Raw genomic sequence first — 22,939 nt, forward strand, 5'->3', positions numbered from 1 at the left:
CCACGAGTCCATGATCGACTGGGGCGGGGCGGGGCGGGGCGGGGCGGGGCGGGGCGGGCGGGGAGCGGGGGAGGGGGAGCGGGGGTGGGGTGGGGGTTAGGGGGTGGAGAGGTGGACTCGGTTTCGGCCCTGGTGTTTGGCGGTGTAGAGGGCCTGGTCGGCGCGGTGCAGGGTGCGGTCGGCGGGTTCGCCGGGGAGCGGTAGCGCCACGCCGACGCTGATCGTGCGGCCGGTGCGGCGGGCTGCCTCGGTGAGCCGTTCGGCGATCCGGACCGCCTCGTCGGGGTGGGCCACCTCGATCACCGCGACGAACTCGTCGCCGCCGGTGCGGTACAACTCGTCGCCGTGCCGCAGCGCCGCCTCCAGGGCGCGGGCCAGCCCCACCAGCAGCCGGTCCCCGGCCTGGTGGCCGTACGTGTCGTTGACGCTCTTGAAGCCGTCCACGTCGATGGCGAGCAGCGCGGTGCGCCCGGGGGTGGCCGCCGCGATCCGCCGCCCGAACGTGCCGGTGTGCCGCAGCCCGGTGAGCGGGTCGAGGCTGGCCTGTTCGCGCAGCTGCGCCAGGGTGCGCAGCCGCTCCAGGGCGGCCCACGCCTGCCCGGCGAGCAGTTCCATCAGGTTGACCGTGGTCGGGTCGGGGTGCAGCAGCCGTTCGTCGGCGACCAGCAGCACCCCGCCGTCATCGGGTGGGCCGACCGGCACCGACACCAGGGTGCGTACCCCGGCACGGGCCAGCGCGAGGTGTTCCTCCGTGGGCGGGCAGCCCGCCTCACCCAGGGTGTACGCCGCGCCGTACCGGTGGGCCCGCGCGACGAGCCGGTCGAGTTGCGTGGTCGGGGCGTCGGCCAGCGCGGCCCGGACCCGCGCCTCCCACTCGGTGGGCACCGTGGCGGGTGCGCCGACGCGGGAGCCGTGCCGACCGGCGAGCACCAGCACGGCGGTGGAGAGGGTGGAGACCTCCCGGGCGGCGGTGAGTGCGGCGGTCAGCAGGTCCCAGTCGGTGGGGGCGGCGGTCATCGCGGTGGCGTGCCTGAGCAGTTTCTCGCTGCGGCTCTCGGCGGGCGGCCCGCCCAGCGCCGCGATCCGGGCACCGAGCCGCTCGGCGAGCCGGTCGGCGGTCTCCCGCCACGGCGTGAGGTCCACCGGCCCGCTCCACTGGAGGTCGAGCACGCCGATCGGCCGGCCCTGCGGGTCCCGCACCGGTACGCAGATCTCGGCCGTGACGTCGGGGCGCAGCGGCAGGTAGTCCGGGTCGGCGGTGACGTCGACGACGGTGGTCCCCACGCCGGAGGCGTACACCCGGCCGACGATGCCCGACTTCGGCGGGACGGCGGAGAAGACCTGCCAGGCCCCGGTGGCGGCGATGCAGCGCAGCCGGTCGTGCACCTGGAGCAGGACGGAGATCGTGGCGGGGGCGTACCGGGCGAGCGCGGTCACCGTCCACCGGCACGCCTCGGCGGCGGTCGACGCCATCGACAGGCGGACCGTGACGTCCCGGACGACTCGCTCGTGATCCACGTTCTTCCAGGTGAGGTGGGCCCGGCGGGTGCCGGGGCTGCGATCAAGCGTACTCAGCGCCGACTGGTCGGTCCCACCATGATCATTTCGTTCGTACACATGTTTCATCCACAGGGTGTGGACAGGGCCTGTGGGCGATAGCGTGGGGACCCCGGCGCGTGGGAGGGGGGTGGAATGGAACTGCTCTGGTACGTCGCCTACGGGTCGAACCTGCACGCCGCCCGGCTCGGCTGGTACCTCTCCGGCGGCCGGCCGCCCGGCGGGCTGCGGACGTACCCCGGCTGCCGGGACTGCCGACCGCCGCGCCTGACGCTGCCGGTGCTGATCCCCGGCGGCATCTACTTCGCCGGCGAGTCCCGGGCCTGGACGGGCGGGATGGCCTTCTACGACCCGACGCTGCCGGGCGTCGCGGCGGCCCGCGGCTACCTGCTCACCCGGGCCCAGTTCGCCGACCTCGCCGCCCAGGAGATGTACCGGCCCCCCGGCGACGACCTGCCCGCGCTCGACGCGGCGGTGGCCGACGGTCGGGCCACCCTCGGCCCGGGGCGCTACGAGACGCTGCTGCGGGTCGGCACCCGCGACGGCCTGCCGATGCTCACCTTCACCGCGCCGTGGCGGGCCGCCGACGTGGCGTGGACCCCGCCCGCCCCGGTCTACCTGCGGATGATCGCCGAAGGGCTGCGGGAGGCGCACGGCTGGTCGCCGGCCGAGACGGTCGACTACCTGGCCGACCGGCCCGGGGTGGCCGGACACTGGAACCGGCCCCGACTGGTTGGCCTGATCCGCCCGCCGGACGAGTGCGGATCGGTGGAAGGGCCGCCGTCGCCTGACGATCGCGTCGTCCATGATCACCATTAGGGTCCCGCTGCCGGGACTGGCGGACCGGATTGGCGACGCGGCGCATTTCCGGTCCACAGTCGCCGGTCCGCGTCGATAACCTCGGCTCACTTTCCGTGACCGGTCCCCGTGGACGCCGGTCCGTGAACCTGTGGGGGTACGCGTGAAGCACACCAGGCTCGTCGGATTCGCCGTGGCGCTCGTCGTCGCCGTCGGCGGTTCGCTCGCCGTCGCCGGGCCGGCCCAGGCCGCCACCCCGGCCGTCGAGATCACCAAGGTCTACTACGACTCCCCGGGCAGCGACACCCGCTCCAACACCAGCCTCAACGCCGAGTACGTCAAGCTGACCAACAGGCGCAGCTCGACGCTCAACCTGAAGTCCTGGACGCTGCGTGACAAGTCCAAGCACGTCTACACGTTCTCCGGCGACGTCCGCCTCGCCAAGGGTGCCAGCGTCTACATCCACACCGGCAAGGGCAAGAACACCTCCACCCACCGGTACTGGGGTTCCGGGAACTACATCTGGAACAACACCGGGGACACCGCCTACCTGCGCAACTCCGCCGGTACCGGGATCGACTCCTGCACGTGGGGAAGCAAGGGCAGCTACACGAACTGCTGACCACCGCTCGGACCCGCGGTGACCGGAGCGTTGAGGGGCGTTCTCCGGCCATCGTTCGACCGTCCCGGGAAGGACGGCCGGCGACTTCTCGCACCGGGAGTCGCGGCCGGTCCCGGGGCGGTCGACCCGTTTCCGCCCTTGCCGGCACCACCGGCGTCCGGCCGGGTCGGTGTCGGTCGGCTCTGCCATGCTGGGCCGGTGACGGTGACCTGGCGACACCTGCCCGCCCCGGCCCGCGAGATCGCGGTGGCCGCCACCGCGGCGGTCGAGGCCGCCCAGGCCCACGACGACGCGGCGTACGACGACGCGGTGCCCCGGCTCGCCGGTGCCGACCGCGCCGGGCTGGTCCTCGGCGGCGTGGTCCGGCTCCTGCTCGAACAGGCCCACCCCGACGGGCTCGACAGCGACGACGTGCGGCAGGTGCTGGAACGCTGCGTCCGGGCCGCCGCCACCTGGCGACCCGACGTCGACCCGCACGTGGTGCTGGTGCTGCTGGCCGGCGCGCTCGGCGTCTACGACCCGGGCGACGACGACACCCCGCCCGACCCGGCCGCCGTCGCCGCCCACGCGCCGCTGCTGGTGGCCGACCTGCTCGCGGTGACCGGCGTCCCGCTCGCCGGCTGCCTGGAAGCGGCGTTCGCCGAGGTCGCCCGCACCGAACGCCACGACGACTGACGACGCCCCCACCCGCGACGACGGCGGGGAGGACACCTGTCACCAGGTGGCCTCCCCGCCGTCGCGGCCCCGCCGGTCAGGAGGCGGCGGCCACCTGGAACGAGTACCAGTTCGGGTAGTCGTGGACCGTGCTGTCGGCGCGGACCGCGTACACGGTCAGGGTGACCCAGCCGGCGGTCTCCGGCGTCCAGGTCACCGTCGCCCGGCCGGCGGAGTCGGCGGCCACCTCGGTCAGCTCACCGTCGCCGCCGAACGAGTACCGGTAGGCGGCGGTGTCGGTCCCGCCGGGCGGCGGGGAGAAGGTGAAGGTGCCGGTGACCCCGACACCGCCTGACGGTTCGCCGCTGTCGGGGTAGACGTCGGACCGCACCCCCGGCCACGGCAGGAAGTACGCCTGCCAGGTCGCCTCGGGTGAGACGAACCCGTTCCCGCTGTGGCTGCGCACCCGCACGGTGTGCCCGTCGGGGTTGTTCGCGACGAAGCTGAAGTACGCGGTGCCGTCCGCCTCCGCCTGCCGGGTTTCCGGCTGGGCGTTGTCGAGCACGATCTCGTACTCCTGCACGTCGGTGACCCCGGTGGCGGGGAGGAACTTCAACAGCACCTCCTGGCCCCACTGCGGCGTCCCGCTCTCCACCCGGATCTGCGGGGTGGACGACGGCACGAAGGTGCGGTAGACGGTCTCGGCGGAGACGTTCCCGGCCGCGTCGACGGAGCGGACGGTCAGCCGCTGCGGCCCGGAACCGGTCGGGTTGAGGGTTACCGTCGCCGATCCGCCGGGCGTGGCCGCCCGGACGGTGCCCGGCTTGCTGAACGGGTCCTTGCAGACCAGTTGCCCGTACTCGCCGCTGTATTCGCAGACGCCGGCCGCGCCGAGGCCGCTCCAGGAGTACTGGAAGCCGGCCACGTCCTTGTCGCCCATGCCGGAGAAGGTGAAGACCGCCGGTTCGCCGGCCGGAGCCTGCTGCCCGGTGTCGTCGGCCGGGTAGTTCGACGAGCTGACCGCCGGGGCGGTCGGGCCGGTACCGTCGTAGGTGAAGAAGCACTTCTTCGACCAGGCGGAGGTGTCCGCGCCGTCACCGACGCGGGCCTGCCAGCCGTACGACTTCCCGTCGACCAGGACGCCGGCGGGCACCGTGCCGCTGGCGACCCGCCCGAACGTGCCACGGTCCGAGCTGAACTCGGTGCGCTGCTCCGGTTGGCCGGTCGGCCAGATCGCGAAATCCGTCCGGGGGGAGTCCCACTCGTCGGCGTCGGTGCCGCGGGCCTGGAGCAGGCCGGCGAACCCACCGATCCGGGGGTACGGCTTCAGCTGGGTGCAGAGGAAACCGCCGTTGTAGAGGTGTTCGCTGTCGACCTTCGGCAGCGAGTTGTAGCTGACGCTGAGCTCTACGTTCTTGTACCAGTACAGCTCCCGGCCGTACGACGGGTCGGCCTCGTACTGCTCCGGCACCCGGATCTCGAAGGTGACCCGGCGCTGCTTGTGGGCCACCGCGTCCTGCACCGCCGCGCCGACGTCGAAGGCGAGGGACCGGGGGCAGTACGTCGAGCTCCCCTCCTCGTCCAGCTTGACCAGGGGTTCGGGCTGCTTGTTCCAGGTCGGCGTGGCACCCACCGGCTTGGTACGCCAGATCTCGACGGCCCGTTTGGTGCAGTCGGCGGCACTGTGCTCCTGGACGAAGACCTTGCCCTCGTAGATCTTCTTCCCCTCGTACCGGGACAGGTCGAAGGTGGCGTAGACGCGGGCGGTGTGGGTCTTGCCGGCGTCGTCGACCCGGGTGCCGAGCGGCAGGTTGGTGTCCCCGTCGGCCTGGTAGGCCGTCTTCGGGGTGGCCGAGTCGACCCAGCCGACCTGGACGGCCGGCGGGCTGTCGAAGTGCGGTGCCGCCGACGCGACACCGGTGGTGGCGACGGCGAGCCCGGTGACGCCGAGCGTCAACGCGAGCGCGCCGATGAGACCACGACGTGGCCTGGATGTGAGCACAGTGGATCGTCCTCCCCGTGTAGCCGTCCGGGCCCCCGCCCGGACAGTTACCGGCATCAAACCCTGAGTATGTGCCCCCGACAACCACCTTTCGGTCGGTGCCTGTTGCGGGGTCAGGGGCTGGCGGCGAGGAAGACGAACGCGGCGAGCAGCACCAGGTGCACCCCGCCCTGCAGGACGGTGGCCCGGCCCGGCACCACGGTCAGCACCCCGGTGACGACGGTCAACGCCAGCAGGGTCAACTGGGTGCCGGCGAGGCCGAGCAGCAGCGGCCCGTCCAGCCAGATCGAGGCGAGGGCGATCGCCGGAATGGTCAGGCCGATGCTCGCCATCGCGGAGCCGAGCGCCAGGTTGAGGCTGATCTGCACCCGGTCCCGGCGGGCCGCGCGGGCGGCGGCCAGGGTCTCCGGCAGCAGCACGAGCAGCGCGATGACCACCCCGACGAAGGACTGCGGCAGGTTCGCCGCCGCGACCCCGGCCTCGATGGTCGGCGAGACGGTCTTCGCGTCACCGACCACGGCGACCAGGGCGACGACGAGCAGCACCAGACTCGTCACCGCGGTCCGCGTCGACGGCGGGTCGGCGTGCCCGTCGCCGTCGGCGTCGGGCACGCTGCCGTCGTTGGTCACCGGCAGGAAGTAGTCCCGGTGCCGGCCGGTCTGCACCATCACGAACAGCCCGTACAGGGCCAGTGAGGCCACGGCGGCGAAGGCGAGCTGGGCGGGGGAGAACTCGGGGCCGGTCTTGCTGGTGGTGAACGTCGGCACCACCAGGCTCAGGGTGGCGAGGGTCGCCACGGTGGCCAGCGCCCCACCGGTGCCCTCCGGGTTGAACACCGCCACCCGCCGTCGGAGCGCGCCGAGCAGCAGCGAGAGCCCGAGGATGCCGTTACAGGTGATCATCACGGCGGCGAAGACGGTGTCCCGGGCCAACGCCTGGGTCTTGTCCCCGCCGCTGATCATCAGGGTGACGATCAGGGCGACCTCGATGACGGTGACCGCCACCGCGAGCACCAGCGAACCGTACGGCTCACCGACCTTGTGGGCGACCACCTCGGCGTGGTGCACGGCCGCCAGCACCGCCCCGGCCAGCAGCAGGGCGACCACCGCCACCAGCAGACCCGGCAGCTCGCGGTTCCAGGTGACGAGCAGCAGCAGCACCGCGAGTACGGGTACCACGATCGTCCAGTCGGACATCCGGGGGCGGCGCAGCGCGGGCATGCCGTACACCTTGCCAGGAAAACCGGGTCGTCGCGCCGCGCCGGGCGGCGGACGGCGCGGTCACCGCCGTGGCTCCACCACCGCCGCCTCGCCCGGGACGCCCCGGTCGACCTCGACCGGCGGGTCACCCGGTCGCCGCCACGACCGGTAGTGCCGGAAGGCCATCGGCAAGCCCCGGGCGGCGTACGGGTCAGCGGCGTCCATCACCTGTAGGTGCAGGTGCGGCTGGGTGGAGTTCCCCGAGTTGCCGCAGTCGCCCAGCTCCTGCCCGACGTCGACCGGGTCGCCCACCGCCACCCGGACCGACCCGGCGCGCAGGTGGGCGAGCAGGACGTACCCCTGACGCCCGGCCAGCTCGACGATCACGTGGTTGCCGGCGACGGCGCCCGCGCCCCGGCGGACCCGGGCCGCCTGGGTCAGCGCGTAGGCCAGCAGCGTCGTCGGCGACCGGCGGGCCTCGTGGTCGACCTCCCCGTCGTGCACCGCGACCACCCGGCCGGCGGCGGGGGCGAGGACCGGCCGCCCGAAGGCGAGGAACCGCTGCGGCGGCTCGGTCGCCAGCAGCGTCCGCCAGTCCCGGACGGTCGCCGTCCGTCGCCCCCGCACCGCCACGAAATCCATCGCGTACGTGGTGGCGAAGAGGTCGGTGCCGTGGCTGGGCACCCGCCGGGCGGGGCTGTTCTGCACCAGCCAGGTGCCCCGGAACGGCAGGGCGAGCACGACCGGATCGGGGATCGACATCGGGCTCCTCCACGGGTGGGACGCCCACGGTACGACGCCACGGCCACCGGCATCCCGGGGGCGAATCCGGCCCGTTCGTGACGTTCCACATCGGCCGGACAATTCCTTCGGCGAAAACAGTACGCGCGTTCCGAATGGTCGGGCCGGTGCGGTGGCGTTCAGTCCATCACCCGACAGGCGGACGTATTGCCTGACGTAAATCAATAGATGATGCTCTCGATGGCGGGCAATCGCCATTTATCGAGAGGGTGCAGATGAACAATTCGCTCCGAAGAATCATTGCCCTGGTGGGCGTGGGTGTCGTACTGCCGTTCATGGCCGTGCCGGCCAACGCGGCAGCACCGGGACCGCTGAGCGTCGCGGCGGTAGCGGCCATGACGCCGGAACGACAGGCCACGGTGCTCGAACCGCTGCGGCTGGCGGCCGACGCCGTGGCCCAGGTCGGGCAGGGCACCCGGGCGGACATCTACACGCAGGTCGAGATGGCCGCCGACTACCGGTCGATCAACGTCTACCTGACCGACGTGCGGCAGGGACGCGCCTTCATCGCCGCGGTCCGCCGGGTCAACCCCAGGGTGGACACCCGACTGATCAACGTGGTGCAGAGCAGGAAGTCCCGGCAGCAGCTCCGGCAGGAGATCACCGCCCTCACCGAGCGCACCGACCTGCCCTTCACCGTCGGCCTCGCGGGCAGCTCGGTCGACGGCAGCGTCATCGAACTCGCCGTGGACGACACCGAGGCCGCGCACGCCTACCTCGCCTCGCCGGCCGTCACGCAGCGGCGCGCCGCCGCCGACGCCACCGAGATCCGCGTCCGGCAGGCACCCCCGTCGAAGCCGCTGAGCCGCTGGAACGACACCTCCCCGTTCTACGCGGGAGCAGCCCTCGGGCCGGCCTACGGAAGCGAGTCCTACTGCACCAGCGGCATCCCCGCCGTCAGCACCTGGGACGGCCGGCAATGGCTGGTCACCGCCGGCCACTGCTACAACGTCGGTGACAACGTGTCGGCGGCCGGCGGCAATTACATCGGCCAGGTCAAGTACAAGCGGGCCGATCTCGACTCGCTATTCATCGAGGCGCCGACGAACCGGTACACCTGGGACGGCCTCGACGCGACCGGCTACTCCCGCTATCTCAACGGCGTACGCAATGTGGCGGTCGGCGATTTCCTCTGCCAGCTCGGATACAACTCGAAGGTCGTCTGCAACATCAGGACGGTGTACGCGGGCAATGCCAGCTGGGTCGTGAACGGCACCACCGTCTGGGGCAGCTACGGCGTACCGAACGCCGGCGGCATCGTCGGTCGCGGTGGCGACAGCGGCGGGCCGGTCATCTACCTCAACGACCCCAACTCCCGCCAGCTCAACGGCATCGTCAGCTACGGCTACGGCTGCAACGCGTCCGGGTGCACCACCGGGCTGGCCTGGGTCGACGTGTGGTCGATCTTCAATGGCTTCGCCATCAAACTGAACCCGTCCTGACCTGACCGACGGGGTCCGGCGGGCACGGGTGACCGTGCCGCCGTCGTCCCCAACCGGGCCAGGGGCCACTCCCTGTTGCCGGGAGTGGCCCCTGACCGTCTCACCACGGCACCTTCCCGTCGTCGTCGAAGAACCCGCCGCTGGGGCACTCCCGCCCCAGCGTGGCCAACCGCACCACCACCGCCGCGCCCTCGGCCGGCGTCCGGGACAGCTGAAAGGGCAGCCCCTTGGCAAAATCGGTGTCGCACGCGCCCGGCGCGATCGCGTTCACCAGGATCCCGTCCCCGGCCAGCGCCTTCGCATACTGCACGGTCAGCATGTTCAACGCCGCCTTGGACACCGGATAACCCAGCGACGCCGGCATCCGGCTCAGATAGTGGGTCGCGTCGGTCATCCATGCCATCGACGACGTGCCACTGGACACGTTCACGATCCGCGCCCCGGCCGAGCGGCGCAGCAGCGTCAGCATCGCCTCGGTCACCGTCACCACCCCGAACAGGTTCGTCTCGAACACCTCCCGGATGCCGTCCAGCCGGGCCGCCCCCGGTGCCTGCGCCGTCAGGTCACCGCCGATCCCCGCGTTGTTGACCAGGATGTCCAGCCGGCCGAACCGGGCCCCGATCTCCTCCGCGGCAGCGGCGACCCCGGCCGGATCGGTCACGTCCAGCCGGACCGCCGACGCGCCCCCGATCGTCGCCGCCGCCTCCGCTCCCCGCTCCGGGTCCCGGGCACCGACCAGCACCGTGATCCCCAACTCGGCGAGGCCCTCGGCGACGGCCCGCCCGATCCCCTTGTTCGCCCCGGTCACCAGCGCGATGCGTGCTCCACTCATGCACCCAGCCCAGCACCGGCAGCGCCTGCGGACCAGGACCGAAGCGGTCCGTGGCGATACCTTGGCGGTATGGATGACGTCGAGACGCGCGAACTGCGTTACTTCGTCGCGGTCGCCGAGGAACTGCACTTCGGCCGCGCCGCACAGCGCCTCGGCATCGCCCAGCCACCCCTGTCCCGGGCGATCCGCCTGCTCGAACGCCGGATGGGTGTCACGCTGCTGGAACGCACCAGCCGCGCGGTCCACCTCACCCCGCCCGGCGAGGTGCTGCTCACCGAGGCCCGCGGCGCGCTCGACGCGGTCGAGGCGGCGATCCGGCGTACCCGAAAAGCCGCCCGAACCACCCCGCGCCTGACCCTGGCCCTCAAACCCGGCGGCGACGCCGGACTGCTGCGCACCATCCTCGACCGCTACGCGGCATCTCCCGACGCCATCCCGGTCGACCTCGACTTCCGGGTCGGCGGACGCGCCGCCATGGTCCGCGACGGCCGCGCCGACCTCGCCCTGCTGCACCGGCCGCAGAACGACCTGACCGGCCTGGACAGCGACGACCTGCACACGGAGGACCAGGTCGTGCTGCTGCCCGAGGGCCACCGGCTCGCCGAACGCGCCACCGTGTCGATGGCCGACCTGCACGGCGAGCCGATGCCCCGCTGGCCCGAAGCCCGCCCCGGCGTCACCGGCCACCCGGTCGCCGACGGCAACCAACTGCTGCACCTGATCCAGCTCGGCCGCCTGATCGCGGTCGTCCCGGAATCGGTAGGCGAGTACCTGCCCCCGGGCCTGGTCAGCCGGCCCGTCCTGGACGCCGACCCGGCCACCCTGGTCCTCGCCTGGTCGCAGACCAGCACGTCGCGCGAGGTCGCCGCCTTCGTCCGCGCGGCGGTTGCAGCCTGACACCGGCTCACCGCCGCAGCAACGCGCAGCACCTGCCCGCCGGCCGCGTCCAGCACCACGGACCCGCTTTTACGTCACTGCTGTACAGAAGCACTAGAGGGCACATCCATGGATCGGATGTGCCCTCTGACCTCTGTCGGGGTGGCCGGATTCGAACCGACGACCTCTTCGTCCCGAACTGCCGGCACGCCGGTCGGATCGGGTGTCATCCGAGGTCATCCGGCCTGCTGGGGTTCGTCCGGGTCGGGTGTGGTCGGCTCGGTTGCTGTACTTCGCTGCTGTACTTCTTCCGCCGAGCGCAGGACGTTGCGGGCGGCGGTCGCCACCGGGCAGCCTGCGGTCCGGCAGACCGGACAGCGGCCGTCGGGTCCGGGCTGGTGATCGCGGAGGACGGCACGGGCGGTGAGGATCAGCCGGTTGCGGATCTGCGCCAGGGACAGGTGAGGACCGGTCACCGTTCAACCCGTTCCGAGCATGTCGACGAGTTGGGTGACCGTTGCCGGGGCGTCGGGGTCGCGGGCGACCTGGGCGAGGATGTCCCGGCCGGCTGGTCGGTGGCGAATCTCGGCCGGTGCGGTCCGGTGGGCCTCCATCAGGACCCGGCCGGCATTGACCGGGTCGTCGACCTGGAGGTAGGCGCGGGCAACGTCGATCAGGTACGCGGCACGGTGTTCGGCGGGCAGCCACCGCCAGCCATCCCGCACGGTCACCTTCTCGTGCCAGGCCACGGCCGCCTCCGCGTCGCCCAACTCCACGGCTGCGGTGATCCGGGCCAGCTCCACCGCCGTTGGCCCGAACCCGGTCCGGTGATGGTCGTGACCGTCTCCTACCTGCGCCGCCATCTCCGCAGCCTCGTCGACCAGCTCGACGGCGGTGCCGTCGTCCCCGGCGCAGGCAGCGGCCAAGGCGGCCTGTACCAGCAGGGTCCCGCACAGAGACAGCTCGGCCGGGGGGCCGCACTCGATCACGGGTGGGGCGATCCGGTACGCGGCGGTCAGCATCACCGACTTCGCCACCCGCGCCCGTCCCGAGCCGCGCAACACCTGACCGAGCTGCACCGCAGCGGCCGCCACCAACACCCGGTCACCGGTGGCGACGGTCATCGCCCGGTCGACCGCCAACCACGCCACGTCGAAGACACCGAGCTTCACCAGCAGCGACGCCGTCACCCGGTACGCCTCCACCAGCGGCAGCCGCCCCGCACGGGGAGCGTGGGCGTGGGTGCGCTGCGCGTCGGCCACCAGCTCCGGTACCAGGTCGATCACCTGTGGGTAGCGGGCGTGCTGGAAGGCCGTCCACACGTGCGCGGTCTCCCGCGTCAGCCTCTCGGCTGTCAGTACAGGTCGGCGGACGTTCGGGCGCGCCAAAGCGATCTCGTACGTCGTCAGGGCCGCGCGGATCCGTTCCACACCCTCGGCGCGTTCGGTCACCCCGGCCGGCTCTGCGTGCCGGCCGAGCAACACCCCCGGTTCGATCCGCAGGACGGCGGCGATGTCCTGGAGCGTCGACACCTTGTCCAGCGACCGGACACCCCGCTCGACCTTGTCCACCCAACTCTTCGACTTACCCAGCCGATCGGCCAACACCTGCTGGGAGAGCTTCCGCCGTCCCCGCCAGTACGCCACCCGACGACCGACCGGCAACAGGTCAACGCTGTCCACGACGCCACCGGCGATCCGGCAATGCCCGATCCGTCTCCTCGGCCGGTATCCGGTCCGCCTCGGCCTGCGCGAGGATCCGCTGCCGAGCCGCTTCCCGTTCCGCCTGCTGGATCTGCTCGCCCCTGGACTGGTCCGGAACGTCGCCGCTCATTCCCGCCTCCACCGTTAGAGGGGGCGCGGCGACACTGCTCTCGGGGGGACCGACGCCGCCGCGCCCGGCTAGCGACGTGACCAAGCCCGGTCGTCGCACCGGCCGCGCTGACCACGTCTGGTGTCTACTCTTGTGATCCCACGACTACGCTCGGAAGTGGCTCGATGCTTTCAGGACCTTTCACGGGGGCTCCGATGGATGACCTCGGCGCACAACTGAGGCAGGCTCGTACTGAGGCAGGCGTGACGCTGGCCTCCATCGCGGCCCGTACCAGCTATTCGGCTTCGCACCTGAGCAACGTCGAGTCGGGACGCCGGACCGCGACGCCGGACATCGTGCTCGCCTACGCGCGGGCGTTGGGAGACCCGGACGTGAGACGCAGGCACCTTCTCCAAGCCGCCACCATCGGCCCGATCGCCGCCAACGAGCTGATCCGATCCGGCTTCACCGCAGCCCTCGCCGGCCGACGGGACAGTGAAGACCGCTGGCGCGACCGGGTCGAGCAGTACGGTCGCGACTACATGGAGATCGGCGCGGACAGCCTTCAGAACAGGCTTGCCAGTGACCTCGTCGTCCTGCAACAGCAGCTCGACTCCCCGACGATGTGGGCGACCACCGCCCGCGCACTCACCACCTACGGCAAGACCACCAAGGACCCGACCGAGGCGATCGGCTGGTACGACACCGCCCGGATCGCCGCCGATCGCTCCGGCGACCTCGCCGTCCGGGTCTGGGTACGTGGCAGGGCCGCCATCGCCCTGGCCTACGAAGGCGCGGCCCTACCCGTCGCCAAGCGGTACGCCGACGAGGCCATCGCCCTGTCCGACCGTCCGTCGCTGGGACGCCTCCAGGCGCTGATGGCCCGCGCACACGTCGCCGCCGGACGAGGCGACATCGGCGGAGCCATCACGGCCGACGAGGACGCACGACGGATCTTCGACCAGACCGCCTCTCCAGACGGGGAGATCTCCGACGCCGCCGTGCCCGCCTGGCGCATGGCCACCTTCCGGTCGATGCTCTACGCCCGACTCGGCATGGTCGGTCCCGGCGAGCAGGCCCAGACCGACGCCGACCGGCTCCGGCCGCCAGCGTTGACCCGGTTCGCCACCCACATCGAGCTGCACCGAGCCCTCATGATGGCCAAGTCCGGGGACCGTTCCGGGGGACTTGCGTATGCCCGACGAGCCTGGGCGACGCTGCCAGCAGACCGCCGCTCGCAAACCCTCGGACTGGTGCTGCAAGAAGTGGAGAGAGCGGCACGCAAGCCAGTCTGACCCCCGCTGGGGCGGGCCGGACACAGCTCGTCAGCTTGTGCCGAAGGTCGCCAACCAGTGCGGTCGAGCAACTGACGCTAGGCGTTCTCTGCTGGCCCGTACCCGTCCAGATCAGGAGATTATGCTGCCTGATCGCTGCCTTTAGGCTCGCCGTGGTCGTCGGTGTCCTGGTGGCTGGTCGGTTGTTCGCGGGGCGCGTTGCTGACCACGGCTAGGGTCGGCGGCATGGACGCCGTCCGGCGCTATCTGAAAACTCCCGCCAGTTCCGCCATCGGCATGCTTGCCGCCGCCGTCGCGTTCGGCGGGGCGACGGTCGGCCTCTTTGTGCTTGCCGAGCACGTTCGTTACCACGGGTATCTCGGCCGACTGGTGGCCGTGATCGGATTCTATTTCGCGGGTGGCGGTGCGCTGATCGTCACGCTGCTTCTGCTAGTGGCCGGGCTGGGGCCGAACCTGACCGCGAAGCTGTTCTTCGTACCCAACAGAATGCTCACCCCCGAAGCGGTCCGCGACCTGAAGGTGAAGGAGGCAGCGCCCGGCACGGTCCCGATTACACCAAGGCAGGGCGTGCTACGAGTCATTCCGGTAAAGCCCGAGTGGTGGCTCGACGAAGACGCCTCTACCCACGACGCCGCGCCGGTCGTCGCCGTCGAGGGCATCGAGTATCGGTTGCCTGGGTGGGATCCGTACGATGTCGCGGTCCCGGCCGGCGCCGTCGATGTCGTGGCCTGGGTGCCGCGTCGTAACGGAAGTCCGGGGCGACGAGTCCGTAATTCCATCCCAGTGCCCGAAGGGCGTGTCGGTGCCCTGGTATTCCGACCGTCATCGCTACCGGAACTCCCCGGCACGGTGGAGCCGCTGAACAGCGAGTTGAGGGGAACTCTTTCGCTGTTCCGGCTCGCGCTGGCAGCTGCGGCGCTCATCGCGTTCGTCTATACGGCATGGCGGCTGACCAGCGGCTAAACCACAGCACTCTCGGTGTCGGAGCCCTCGGCCGGGATCGAGCCGGCGACATCTCGCTTACAAGTTCTGGGCGCTACGTCCGGTAACGTCCGCGCACGTCTCTGACGTCGGGCTCTGATCCGCAGCCCTCCGCCACTGGCCCCCGTCGTCCGGCTCTGTTGCTGTCGACAGCAACAGAGCTTGATCTGTTCGTTGATAGCTCGGGTGACCACCAGCTATGGGAGCGGCCAACGAACCTTGATCAAGCCACGCCAGCCGCAGTTGCCCCGGATGGTCGTCATGTCCGGGTCGGTGGCCCACCACCCTGCCGCGAAGTCGGGTACCGATCGCCGGCAACGGGCGGCCATGTGGCCACGTTGCAATGTCGAATAAGGCCATGGCATCCGGCACCTCATCGAGTTCGACGAAAACCCCGAACACAGCCTCGGCGACCACCACACCGTTTGCCACGGTACCCAAAGGATGTCTCCCCATGACCTCAGGCAATGCGGAACAGGCGGCCGCTTTCCTGGCCTCGTACCAGCCCGCTGGATTGATCAATGCCACACGAGCATCCTGCCCGCTATCTCCGTCCTACCACTTGCCCCCCCCAGGCAACATTGAGGCGGCGTTGACCTGCCGAATGTCGTGCTCTAAGTTGGCCCGTCGGTCCGCCGCCGTCCACCGATGTCCGGTCTGGTGCACGTCAGTTAGTCCCTCACAGCCGAAGGCTGCGAACGGTGCGCGGTGGGATCTGCGAGACTTAAAGCTGTGCGGGACACAGAACCAACGGCCGATGAGAGCACCTTCTTCGGGGAACTCGCCAGGCACATACCGGATGTCCAGGACTGGTACCACCAGGACGATGGCGGCACCTTGTGGATGACCGCGTCGTACGACTTTGTCCAGGGCAACCAGATCTACCAGACCCTACGGCTTGACTACGACGGCAAGTGCCTGCGTGGAGGCTGGAGCCCTTCCTGTCTCAACTGGGACGACGGCGTGCGAGCCGACGAGGCCATGGTCGACACTGCGGGTCCCGACGGGCTGCGGCTCGGTTCTGTTGACCCAATAACCGATGCCGCTGCGGCGGTAGCGTGGTTCCGGCGGCATCTCGATCACTGGCAGGCGCAACCACGCTGAGACGCCACGCGCGGCACCATCAGCTTGGGAATCGTGTTGATCTGCACAATGGGTGACTGCGTCACCAGGGATACCGCTACCGAGCGTCGGGCAGCGGTCAGCTCAGGTGCCGGCGCTGCCCTGTATTGACCCCTGCATCGGGCCCGGATCGGGCACGTTCCGACGGGTAGCGCTGGCAAATTGACTCATGCATCATCACCGTCATGACGGAGCACGATCTTGCCGCAACCTGGCGTCGCATCATCCGAGGGGACAGCAAGTCATGGGTAGCATTTGCCCACGGCACGTGTGTCGTGCTACCGGACCCCGGACCCACTGCGGAACTCGCCGCCCAGGCCGTGAACATCCTTCGCGAGTTTGGGCCCGTCTACGCAGGCTCACCTGCCGGCGACTTCAGTACGGTGATCCTGGATCCCGGTCCAGGATGGTTGGTCTACGGCCACCACCCGGATGTGCTGACCTACGTAGGCGCGGACGAGGTCTCAGACAGTAGCGGTGTGGCCGTCGGCTTGTACGGGCGCCGCAAGCGGGACACTGACGGCCACGAACTACACGTCGTTCACGTTGAGGACAAGCGACATCGGTAGTAAGGGCTCGTACGCTCCACCCGTCAGGCTGGCCGCCCCCTTCCGTGTGAAGGAATGATCACCGTCGCCTGACCTGCTGTTTGATGAGCCTACGAGCTGCGCGAACGACCCCCGACCATCCGTGGTTGTCCCTCAGCCTTCACCTCGGTAGTCACCTGGTTAGACACACCCTGATACTTGCGTTTCCTTCTACACCAGTTCGGTTTCCCAATCTTCGAATGGCGGATCGATGATGTAGTTCGGGTCGCAGTACCGGCGCACATATTGAGCTGCCCGGTACATGGCTTCTCCTGCGTTGGTAACGCTGCCGTCAGGCTGCACGTCGAGCACGTTTGTGAAGATCGCGAAAGCTTGCTCGAGTGGCGACCCGAACTGCACGAGGGCTGACCTGTAGTCGATACCGTCGAGAAGCTCGACATCGAGGGTGCCGTTGGCGATATAGAACGCGAAGTACCGACAGGCCGACCGCACGTCCTCGGGGAGTTGGCTCACGCTGGGCATCTTGGCAGACCCGCTGACGCCCCGATACGCCTTCACCACCGCGACCATCCCGTCTGCCGTCGACCCGCACTCCTGTGGGAGCGGGCCGCCGCCCGGCCCGCCATGTCAAGACGGCCTTGACGGCTCGTCCGGACGCTGGCGGGTCGGGCGGTGGTCTGCTCGGCTCGCCCGGGTCGACGGCAGACGGAATGGCTCCCCACCGCCACCACTCACGGACCGCAAGCCGCCGACGGACCCCCGGCCATCCCGGAGCCGGAGCGCCCCCGCCGGAGGCGCAGTAACCGCAACCCCGCCACCGACCCGGCAGCCGCCGACGGACCCGGCGTGCGCTCCCCTACGCCGCGCGGTGCTCGCCGCGCGGCCCGGCCGGCTGCCGGCCCCACAACCCCACCGGAAACGGCCTGTCGTCATCCGGCGGCCCACCGGGCTACCCGCCCTCCGAGCCAGCCCGCCGGGCGTGTTGCGTGGCCGGAGTCGGAGCGCCAGCGGAGCGACGGACGCGCGCCCAGGCGGCGGCGCGTGCGGCCCGTCAAGGGCCGCCTTGATAGATGTACAGAAAGTCCTCCCACGCGGGCTGGCAGCCCTGGCAGCCCTGCTGTCGTAGCCTCCCGGGGTGAACATCTACGAGGATCCGCCGCTGGTGTCACACGGTCTGGCGGATGAGGTGCTTACTGCTGCTCTTGATGGCAGGGACCAAGCGGTTTCGCCGAATTCGGTGTTGGTGGGGTTGGCGCTCCACGACGACGACCGCCTGTTCGTCGAGCGATGGTGCTACCGGATCGCGCAGGATTGCGCTGACCTATGGCTCGTCGCCACGGCGTCGCTTTGCCTGGGTCACCTCGCCCGACGCTTCGGGTATTTGGAGCCCGCGTCAGTCGTGCTCGTCCGCGAGCTTGCCGAGCGGACGGACCTCGACGGCCGGGTCTTCTCCGCTCTGGAAGACGTGACGTTCTTCCTTGAGGAGTTGCCCAACCGGAGGAAGGCGGAACAGGGCAACTAGGCCGAACGTCAAGCATGTCCTGGGACCGAACCGTCAAGCATGGGGTGGGACCAGACAGGGCGGCATCCGGTTCGAGCGCCTTCGACGCGGGATTCACGGCGGGTTGACGTGTCGGTACCCGGTGCTACTCTGGCCCTCGTCGAGCACGTTAGCGCGGCCTTCCCGCCGGATCGCTGAACTCGACTTCGGAGTTGCCGAGCGGCCTTCCTGCCGCTGACGCGGGTCACGTCCCGCCGGCCCTCGATCGCCCCGGCCACTGCGCCGACCCGAAATCCGCTGAGCGGTCCAGCACGGCCTTTCCTGCCGTCCACGATGGCCCTCGGATTCGCGCACCTCGACGGGTGGGGATTGCCTGCGGCAACCCGCCGGACGCCGACGACCAGGCACCCCACCCGTCCCGGCATCACCCAAGATCCAGAAACCCAGCTCAACGGCGGTCCGAGGCCGATGGCCAACCCCGCCCTCCGGCGTGAGCCGCCCTCTCCGGCGGTGCCAGGAGACACCACGAACACCACCGACGGACACCGCTCCGGCGTCCGGTGGCAGTTCGTCGCCCGTCCCCTGCCACCCCTTGAGGAGAGAACCGTGTCCACCCTCACCGTCGGCCGTGACGCCCAGGCCCTGCACCGCGCCGCCGCCCCGGACTACTTCGGCTGGCTGGAGCACACCCGCGCCGCCGGAGGCTGCACCCGCCCGATCCGCCTGGCCGGCACCCTCACCGCCGTCGAACCCGCAACCGGCCGGGTCCTGGCCGAGCGGCACACCGACGAGCTGCCCGACCGGACGCTGTACAAGGCGTGCGGCAACCGCCGTGCCGCCCAGTGCCCCGACTGCGCCTGGGTCTACGCCGGTGACGCCTTCCAGGTGGTCCGCTGCGGCCTGACCGGCGGCAAGACCATCCCCGCCACCGTCAGCGCGCACCCGGTCGTCTTCGCCACCTTCACCGCGCCGTCCTTCGGCCCGGTGCACCACCGGCACATCCCCCGGCACACCTGCGCCAGCCGGCGGCGCTGTGACTGCCGCCCGGCACCCTGCCGCGCCCGGAGCACCGCCGGCACCTGCCCACACGGGCGGCCCGCGGTCTGCTTCGCCCGCCACGACGCCGACGATCCGCAGCTCGGTCGACCGCTCTGCCTGGACTGCTACGACCACGACCACCAGGCCGTCTGGAACTACTTCTCGGGCGAGCTGTGGCGGCGCACGAAACAGGCCATCGAACGGCATCTCACCGCAGTGTGCCGCCGACGCGGCATCTCCCACGTCCAGGTCGTCACCGAGTCCGGCCGAATCCGGCGGGTGCCTCCGGTGCGGGTGTCCCACGGGAAGGTCGCCGAGATGCAGCGCCGGGGCGCGGTGCACTTCCATGTCCTGCTGCGTCTCGACGGCGTCGACCCGCACGACCGGCAGGCCCTGGTGCCGCCGCCGGCCGGCGTCACCGTCGACGATCTCGACGCCGCCGTCCACGCCGCCACCCGACAGATCACCGTCACCACCCCGCCGCACCCCGACCGCCCGCAGGGCTGGCCGGTCGCCTGGGGTGAGCAGGTCGACGTACGCCGCATCGGCACCAGCGACGGCGACGTGACCGACGCCAAGGTGGCCGCCTACCTCGCCAAGTACGCCACGAAGTCCACCGAGGTCACCGGCCACTGCTCCACCCGACTCACTCCGGACACGGTCGATGCCTACGCCGACCCGGAAGGCGACCACCTTGCCCGCCTCATCGACGCCTGCTGGCGACTCGGCCGCCCCACCCGACACCACACCACCCGGACAGCCGGGAAGACGAAAGACCGTCAAGGCGACCTTGACCCCACACCCAACGTTTACGCCGGGCTGCGCCGCTGGGCGCACGTGCTCGGCTACGGCGGCCACTTCCTCACCAAGGCCCGCCGCTACTCGGTCACCTTCGGCCTGCTCCGCGACACCCGCGCCGCCTACCGCCGTACCGAGCACACCGGCACCGCCGACAGCGACGACACCGTCGGCACGGTCACCGTCGGCACGCTGGCCTTCGTCGGCTCCGGCTGGTTGACCGACGGGGATGCCCTGCTCGCCAACACCGCCGCCGCCCAACGCCGCGAACGCCAACGCATCGGCCGGGAGGAACTCGCCCACGAGGCGTGGTCGGGGGTGGCGGCGTGACCCGGCACCTCACCCCGCGCTGGTACTCGCCCGCCGAGGTGGCCGTGCTGCTCGGCTTCGGCCTGTCCAAGGTCAAGATGAAGATCGCCACCGGTGAGCTGCGCTCCATCAAGGACGGCAAGTACCGGCGCGTCCTGCCCGAGTGGGTCGACGAGTACGTCCGCGAGCAGGTCGAGCGGCAGGAGGCCGCCTGATGCCCGCCCGCACCCGCGCCAACGGCGAAGGCTCGATCTTCCCGTACCGCAACGGCTTCGCCGCGTACGTCTGGGTCACCAAGCCCGAAGGGAAGCGGACCCGCAAGTATGTCTACGGCCCGACCCGGGAGGTCGTCCACGACAAGTGGATCAAGCTGCACCAGCAGGCCAAGGCCGGGCCGGTCGCCACCCGGGTGCCGACCCTCGGTGACTACCTGACCTACTGGCACCGGGAGGTCGTGCGCCCCAACCTCGCGCCGCTGACCTGCGCCACCTACGAGACGATCCTCCGGCTGTACGTGATCCCCGGCCTCGGCGGAAAGCGGCTCGACCGGCTCCAGGTGCGCGACGTGCAGACCTGGATCAACGAGGTGGCCCGCGCCTGCCAGTGCTGCGCCCAGGGCAAGGACGCCCGCCGCCCGGAACTCAGGCGGCGATGCTGCGCGCTCGGCCGGTGCTGCGGCGACGTGCCGTCCGCCCGCACCGTCAAGGACGTCCGGGGCGTGCTGCGCTCCGCACTCAACCACGCGGCCACCGAGGAGCTGGTCACCCGCAACGCCGCCGCCCTGGTCAAGCTCCCACCGGTCCGCCGCCGCCGGGGCCGGGCGTGGACCAGCGACGAGGCGCGTCGCTTCCTGGAGTCCGCGCGGGCCGACCGCGATCCGTTGTACGCCGCGTACGTGCTGATCCTGGTGCTCGGCCTGCGCAAGGGTGAGGTGCTCGGCCTCACCGGGGACGCCGTGGACCTGGCGGCGGGGGAGCTGTCGATCGGCTGGCAGTTGCAGCGGGTCGGCGGCCAACTGCTGCACCGGGAGACCAAGACGCAGACCTCGGACGCCACCCTCCCGCTCCCGGACATCTGCGCGGCGGCACTCGACCTCCGCCAGCAGGCGAGGAAGGCCGACCGCGACGAGGCGGGGATCGCCTGGCAGGGCTCCCGGCTGCTGTTCACCACCCGCTACGGAACGCCCATCGAGCCGCGCAACTTCAACCGCTCCTGGGACGCCCGCTGCGCCCGCGCCGGAGTTCGGAAGATCACCGTGCACGACGCCCGGCGTACCTGCGCGACCCTGCTCGTCGACCTGGACGTGCACCCGCGCGTCATCATGCAGGTGCTCCGGCACGCCGAGGTGTCCGTCACGATGGAGATCTATTCGCAGGCGTCGTCGGACGCCACCCGCGACGCCCTCAAGCGCCTGGGCGAGAGCCTGCGGTGATTACCGCTGCTGTACTCCACTGCTGTACAGAAGCACTAGAGGGCACATCCATGGATCGGATGTGCCCTCTGACCTCTGTCGGGGTGGCCGGATTCGAACCGACGACCTCTTCGTCCCGAACGAAGCGCGCTACCAAGCTGCGCCACACCCCGAGGCGTGCGGTGAAATAGTAGCCCACCCGCCCCGCCGATCAAACTCGGTACCCCCCGGCCCCGGCCTCCCGGTGGCGGGGAGACCCCGATGGCCCTCGGGCTGCCCGGCTCCACCCCGCCGTCAACCGGCTCGCCCCGCCCGCCTCCATGATCAGATTGCGATCTGGTGCAGGGTTGACGGCGTGTCGTCTCCATTTCTGCAATCTGATCATGGAGCGGGGTGGGCAGGGCGAGGGCATCAGAGCGGGGTGGGGGTGGGTCAGCGGGGGGTGAGGGTGAGGATGCTGGCCTCGGGTGGGCAGGCGAAGCGGACCGGGGCGGTGGGGTGGGTGCCGAGGCCCGCCGAGACGTGCAGCCAGGAGTCGGAGCCGGGCCAGCGGTGCAGGCCCTTCGCCATCGACCGGGGCAGGCCGCAGTTGGTCACCAGCGCGCCGTAACCGGGTACGCAGACCTGACCGCCGTGGGTGTGCCCGGCCAGCAGCAGGCCGAAGCCGTCGGCGGCCATCTGGTCGAGCAGGGACGGTTCCGGGGCGTGGGCGAGCGCGATGGACAGGTCGGCGGCGGGGGTGACCGGGCCGGCGACGGCCGGATAGTCGTCCTGCCCGATGTGCGGGTCGTCCACGCCGACCAGCTCGATCAGGCGGCCACCGGCCTTGAGTGAGGTACGCGCGTTGTTGAGGTCCGCCCAGCCGGCCCCGGTGAGGACGTCACGCAGTTCCTCGTACGGCAGGGCGGCGCCCTCGGTGTACTCCCGGCCCGGCAGGAAGTAGGTGAACGGGTTCTTCCAGACCGGCCCGGTGTAGTCGTTGGAGCCGAAGACGAACGCGCCCGGGTAGTCGAGCAGCGGTTGCAGGGCGCGCAGCACCCCGGGCACCGCGTCGGGGTGGGCCATGTTGTCCCCGGTGACCACCACCAGGTCCGGGTCGAGGGCGGCGAGCGACGCCACCCACTGCTGCTTGCGCCGCTGGTCGGGCATCATGTGCAGGTCCGACAGGTGCAGCACGCGCAGTGGCTCGGCGTCGGCCGGCAGCACCGGCACGTCGTACCGGCGCAGGGTGAACATGTTGCGTTCGACGAGGGACGCGTACGCCAGCGTGGCCGCCCCGGCGGCGACGGTCCCGGCGGCGAGGCCGAATAGTGTGCGCTTTCGCATGCCGACCAGGGTAGT

The 22,939-nt window shown here is 70.9% G+C and carries 22 protein-coding genes and 1 tRNA gene; 12 read left to right on the forward strand and 11 right to left on the reverse strand.

Annotated features, from left to right (window positions below):
- Positions 1–96: 96 nt before the first annotated feature.
- Complete coding sequence (locus tag ACN267_RS26460; RefSeq protein WP_421489899.1) at positions 97–1,518, reverse strand: diguanylate cyclase; 1,422 nt, start codon at positions 1,516–1,518, stop codon at positions 97–99.
- 174 nt (positions 1,519–1,692) lie between these two features.
- Here ACN267_RS26460 and ACN267_RS26465 point away from each other — a divergent pair, with 174 nt between their 5' ends.
- The 3 genes from ACN267_RS26465 to ACN267_RS26475 all read left to right on the forward strand — a co-directional run bounded on the left by ACN267_RS26465 (position 1,693) and on the right by ACN267_RS26475 (position 3,652).
- Entirely contained in the window at positions 1,693–2,376 is a 684-nt protein-coding gene (locus ACN267_RS26465) for a histone deacetylase (RefSeq protein WP_281902217.1), read from the forward strand.
- 142 nt (positions 2,377–2,518) lie between these two features.
- On the forward strand, positions 2,519–2,977 hold the full coding sequence (locus ACN267_RS26470; RefSeq protein WP_281902219.1) for a lamin tail domain-containing protein: 459 nt from the start codon (positions 2,519–2,521) through the stop codon (positions 2,975–2,977).
- A gap of 198 nt (positions 2,978–3,175) precedes the next feature.
- Positions 3,176–3,652 carry a hypothetical protein gene (locus tag ACN267_RS26475; protein WP_421489900.1) on the forward strand — a complete coding sequence of 159 codons (477 nt, stop codon included), beginning with the start codon at positions 3,176–3,178 and terminating at the stop codon, positions 3,650–3,652.
- A 76-nt stretch (positions 3,653–3,728) separates the two neighbouring features.
- Here ACN267_RS26475 and ACN267_RS26480 read toward each other — a convergent pair whose 3' ends face one another.
- From ACN267_RS26480 to ACN267_RS26490, 3 genes are all read right to left on the reverse strand, one after another.
- On the reverse strand, positions 3,729–5,633 hold the full coding sequence (locus tag ACN267_RS26480) for a hypothetical protein (RefSeq protein ID WP_421489901.1): 1,905 nt from the start codon (positions 5,631–5,633) through the stop codon (positions 3,729–3,731).
- 113 nt (positions 5,634–5,746) lie between these two features.
- Positions 5,747–6,853 carry a calcium:proton antiporter gene (locus ACN267_RS26485; protein WP_421489902.1) on the reverse strand — a complete coding sequence of 369 codons (1,107 nt, stop codon included), beginning with the start codon at positions 6,851–6,853 and terminating at the stop codon, positions 5,747–5,749.
- A gap of 60 nt (positions 6,854–6,913) precedes the next feature.
- A complete protein-coding gene (locus ACN267_RS26490; protein ID WP_421489903.1) occupies positions 6,914–7,594 on the reverse strand; it encodes a M23 family metallopeptidase in 681 nt (226 codons plus the stop codon).
- A gap of 293 nt (positions 7,595–7,887) precedes the next feature.
- On the opposite strand from ACN267_RS26490, the gene ACN267_RS26495 reads away from it, so the two are divergent.
- Positions 7,888–9,075 carry a hypothetical protein gene (locus ACN267_RS26495; RefSeq protein ID WP_421489904.1) on the forward strand — a complete coding sequence of 396 codons (1,188 nt, stop codon included), beginning with the start codon at positions 7,888–7,890 and terminating at the stop codon, positions 9,073–9,075.
- 100 nt (positions 9,076–9,175) lie between these two features.
- Here ACN267_RS26495 and ACN267_RS26500 read toward each other — a convergent pair whose 3' ends face one another.
- The gene (locus tag ACN267_RS26500) at positions 9,176–9,907 is read right to left on the reverse strand and encodes an SDR family NAD(P)-dependent oxidoreductase (protein ID WP_421489905.1); all 732 of its coding nucleotides are present in this window, start codon (positions 9,905–9,907) and stop codon (positions 9,176–9,178) included.
- Positions 9,908–9,976: 69 nt separating this feature from the next.
- Here ACN267_RS26500 and ACN267_RS26505 point away from each other — a divergent pair, with 69 nt between their 5' ends.
- A complete protein-coding gene (locus ACN267_RS26505) occupies positions 9,977–10,804 on the forward strand; it encodes a LysR family transcriptional regulator (protein WP_421489906.1) in 828 nt (275 codons plus the stop codon).
- A 215-nt stretch (positions 10,805–11,019) separates the two neighbouring features.
- On the opposite strand, the gene ACN267_RS26510 is transcribed toward ACN267_RS26505, so the two are convergent.
- Genes ACN267_RS26510 through ACN267_RS26520 form a run of 3 tightly spaced genes read right to left on the reverse strand, consistent with a single transcriptional unit; the run spans position 11,020 to position 12,616 of the window.
- On the reverse strand, positions 11,020–11,259 hold the full coding sequence (locus tag ACN267_RS26510; RefSeq protein ID WP_421489907.1) for a hypothetical protein: 240 nt from the start codon (positions 11,257–11,259) through the stop codon (positions 11,020–11,022).
- A 3-nt stretch (positions 11,260–11,262) separates the two neighbouring features.
- Complete coding sequence (locus ACN267_RS26515) at positions 11,263–12,465, reverse strand: helix-turn-helix domain-containing protein (RefSeq protein WP_421489908.1); 1,203 nt, start codon at positions 12,463–12,465, stop codon at positions 11,263–11,265.
- Positions 12,452–12,616: a hypothetical protein gene (locus ACN267_RS26520; RefSeq protein ID WP_421489909.1), complete on the reverse strand. Its 165-nt coding sequence runs from the start codon at positions 12,614–12,616 to the stop codon at positions 12,452–12,454. The genes ACN267_RS26515 and ACN267_RS26520 overlap by 14 nt, the downstream gene beginning before the upstream one ends.
- A 194-nt stretch (positions 12,617–12,810) precedes the next feature.
- Here ACN267_RS26520 and ACN267_RS26525 point away from each other — a divergent pair, with 194 nt between their 5' ends.
- From ACN267_RS26525 to ACN267_RS26535, 3 genes are all read left to right on the forward strand, one after another.
- Complete coding sequence (locus tag ACN267_RS26525) at positions 12,811–13,890, forward strand: helix-turn-helix domain-containing protein (RefSeq protein WP_421489910.1); 1,080 nt, start codon at positions 12,811–12,813, stop codon at positions 13,888–13,890.
- Between the two features lie 225 nt (positions 13,891–14,115).
- Positions 14,116–14,853 (forward strand): hypothetical protein, encoded by a 738-nt coding sequence (locus ACN267_RS26530; protein WP_421489911.1) that lies wholly within the window; start codon positions 14,116–14,118, stop codon positions 14,851–14,853.
- A 750-nt stretch (positions 14,854–15,603) separates the two neighbouring features.
- Positions 15,604–15,975: a hypothetical protein gene (locus tag ACN267_RS26535; RefSeq protein WP_421489912.1), complete on the forward strand. Its 372-nt coding sequence runs from the start codon at positions 15,604–15,606 to the stop codon at positions 15,973–15,975.
- 776 nt (positions 15,976–16,751) lie between these two features.
- Here the strand turns inward: ACN267_RS26535 and ACN267_RS26540 are convergent.
- Positions 16,752–17,054 carry a DUF7677 family protein gene (locus tag ACN267_RS26540; protein ID WP_421489913.1) on the reverse strand — a complete coding sequence of 101 codons (303 nt, stop codon included), beginning with the start codon at positions 17,052–17,054 and terminating at the stop codon, positions 16,752–16,754.
- A gap of 622 nt (positions 17,055–17,676) precedes the next feature.
- Between ACN267_RS26540 and ACN267_RS26545 the strand changes: the two genes are divergently transcribed.
- From ACN267_RS26545 to ACN267_RS26560, 4 genes are all read left to right on the forward strand, one after another.
- Entirely contained in the window at positions 17,677–18,063 is a 387-nt protein-coding gene (locus ACN267_RS26545; RefSeq protein WP_421489914.1) for a hypothetical protein, read from the forward strand.
- A gap of 585 nt (positions 18,064–18,648) precedes the next feature.
- Complete coding sequence (locus tag ACN267_RS26550; RefSeq protein WP_421489915.1) at positions 18,649–20,208, forward strand: replication initiator; 1,560 nt, start codon at positions 18,649–18,651, stop codon at positions 20,206–20,208.
- Complete coding sequence (locus ACN267_RS26555) at positions 20,205–20,402, forward strand: excisionase family DNA-binding protein (protein WP_189048713.1); 198 nt, start codon at positions 20,205–20,207, stop codon at positions 20,400–20,402. The genes ACN267_RS26550 and ACN267_RS26555 overlap by 4 nt, the downstream gene beginning before the upstream one ends.
- Positions 20,402–21,619 (forward strand): tyrosine-type recombinase/integrase, encoded by a 1,218-nt coding sequence (locus ACN267_RS26560; RefSeq protein ID WP_421489916.1) that lies wholly within the window; start codon positions 20,402–20,404, stop codon positions 21,617–21,619. Before ACN267_RS26555 ends, ACN267_RS26560 begins: the two co-directional genes overlap by 1 nt.
- Positions 21,620–21,697: 78 nt before the next feature.
- On the opposite strand, the gene ACN267_RS26565 is transcribed toward ACN267_RS26560, so the two are convergent.
- Both ACN267_RS26565 and ACN267_RS26570 read right to left on the reverse strand, forming a co-directional pair.
- Positions 21,698–21,771 (reverse strand) — tRNA-Pro (locus ACN267_RS26565).
- A gap of 259 nt (positions 21,772–22,030) precedes the next feature.
- Positions 22,031–22,924 carry a metallophosphoesterase gene (locus ACN267_RS26570; RefSeq protein WP_421489917.1) on the reverse strand — a complete coding sequence of 298 codons (894 nt, stop codon included), beginning with the start codon at positions 22,922–22,924 and terminating at the stop codon, positions 22,031–22,033.
- Between the last annotated feature and the right edge of the window lie 15 nt (positions 22,925–22,939).

The sequence above is a fragment of the Micromonospora sp. WMMD734 genome, assembly GCF_049178975.1.
GTDB classification, from domain to species: Bacteria; Actinomycetota; Actinomycetes; order Mycobacteriales; family Micromonosporaceae; genus Micromonospora; species Micromonospora wenchangensis.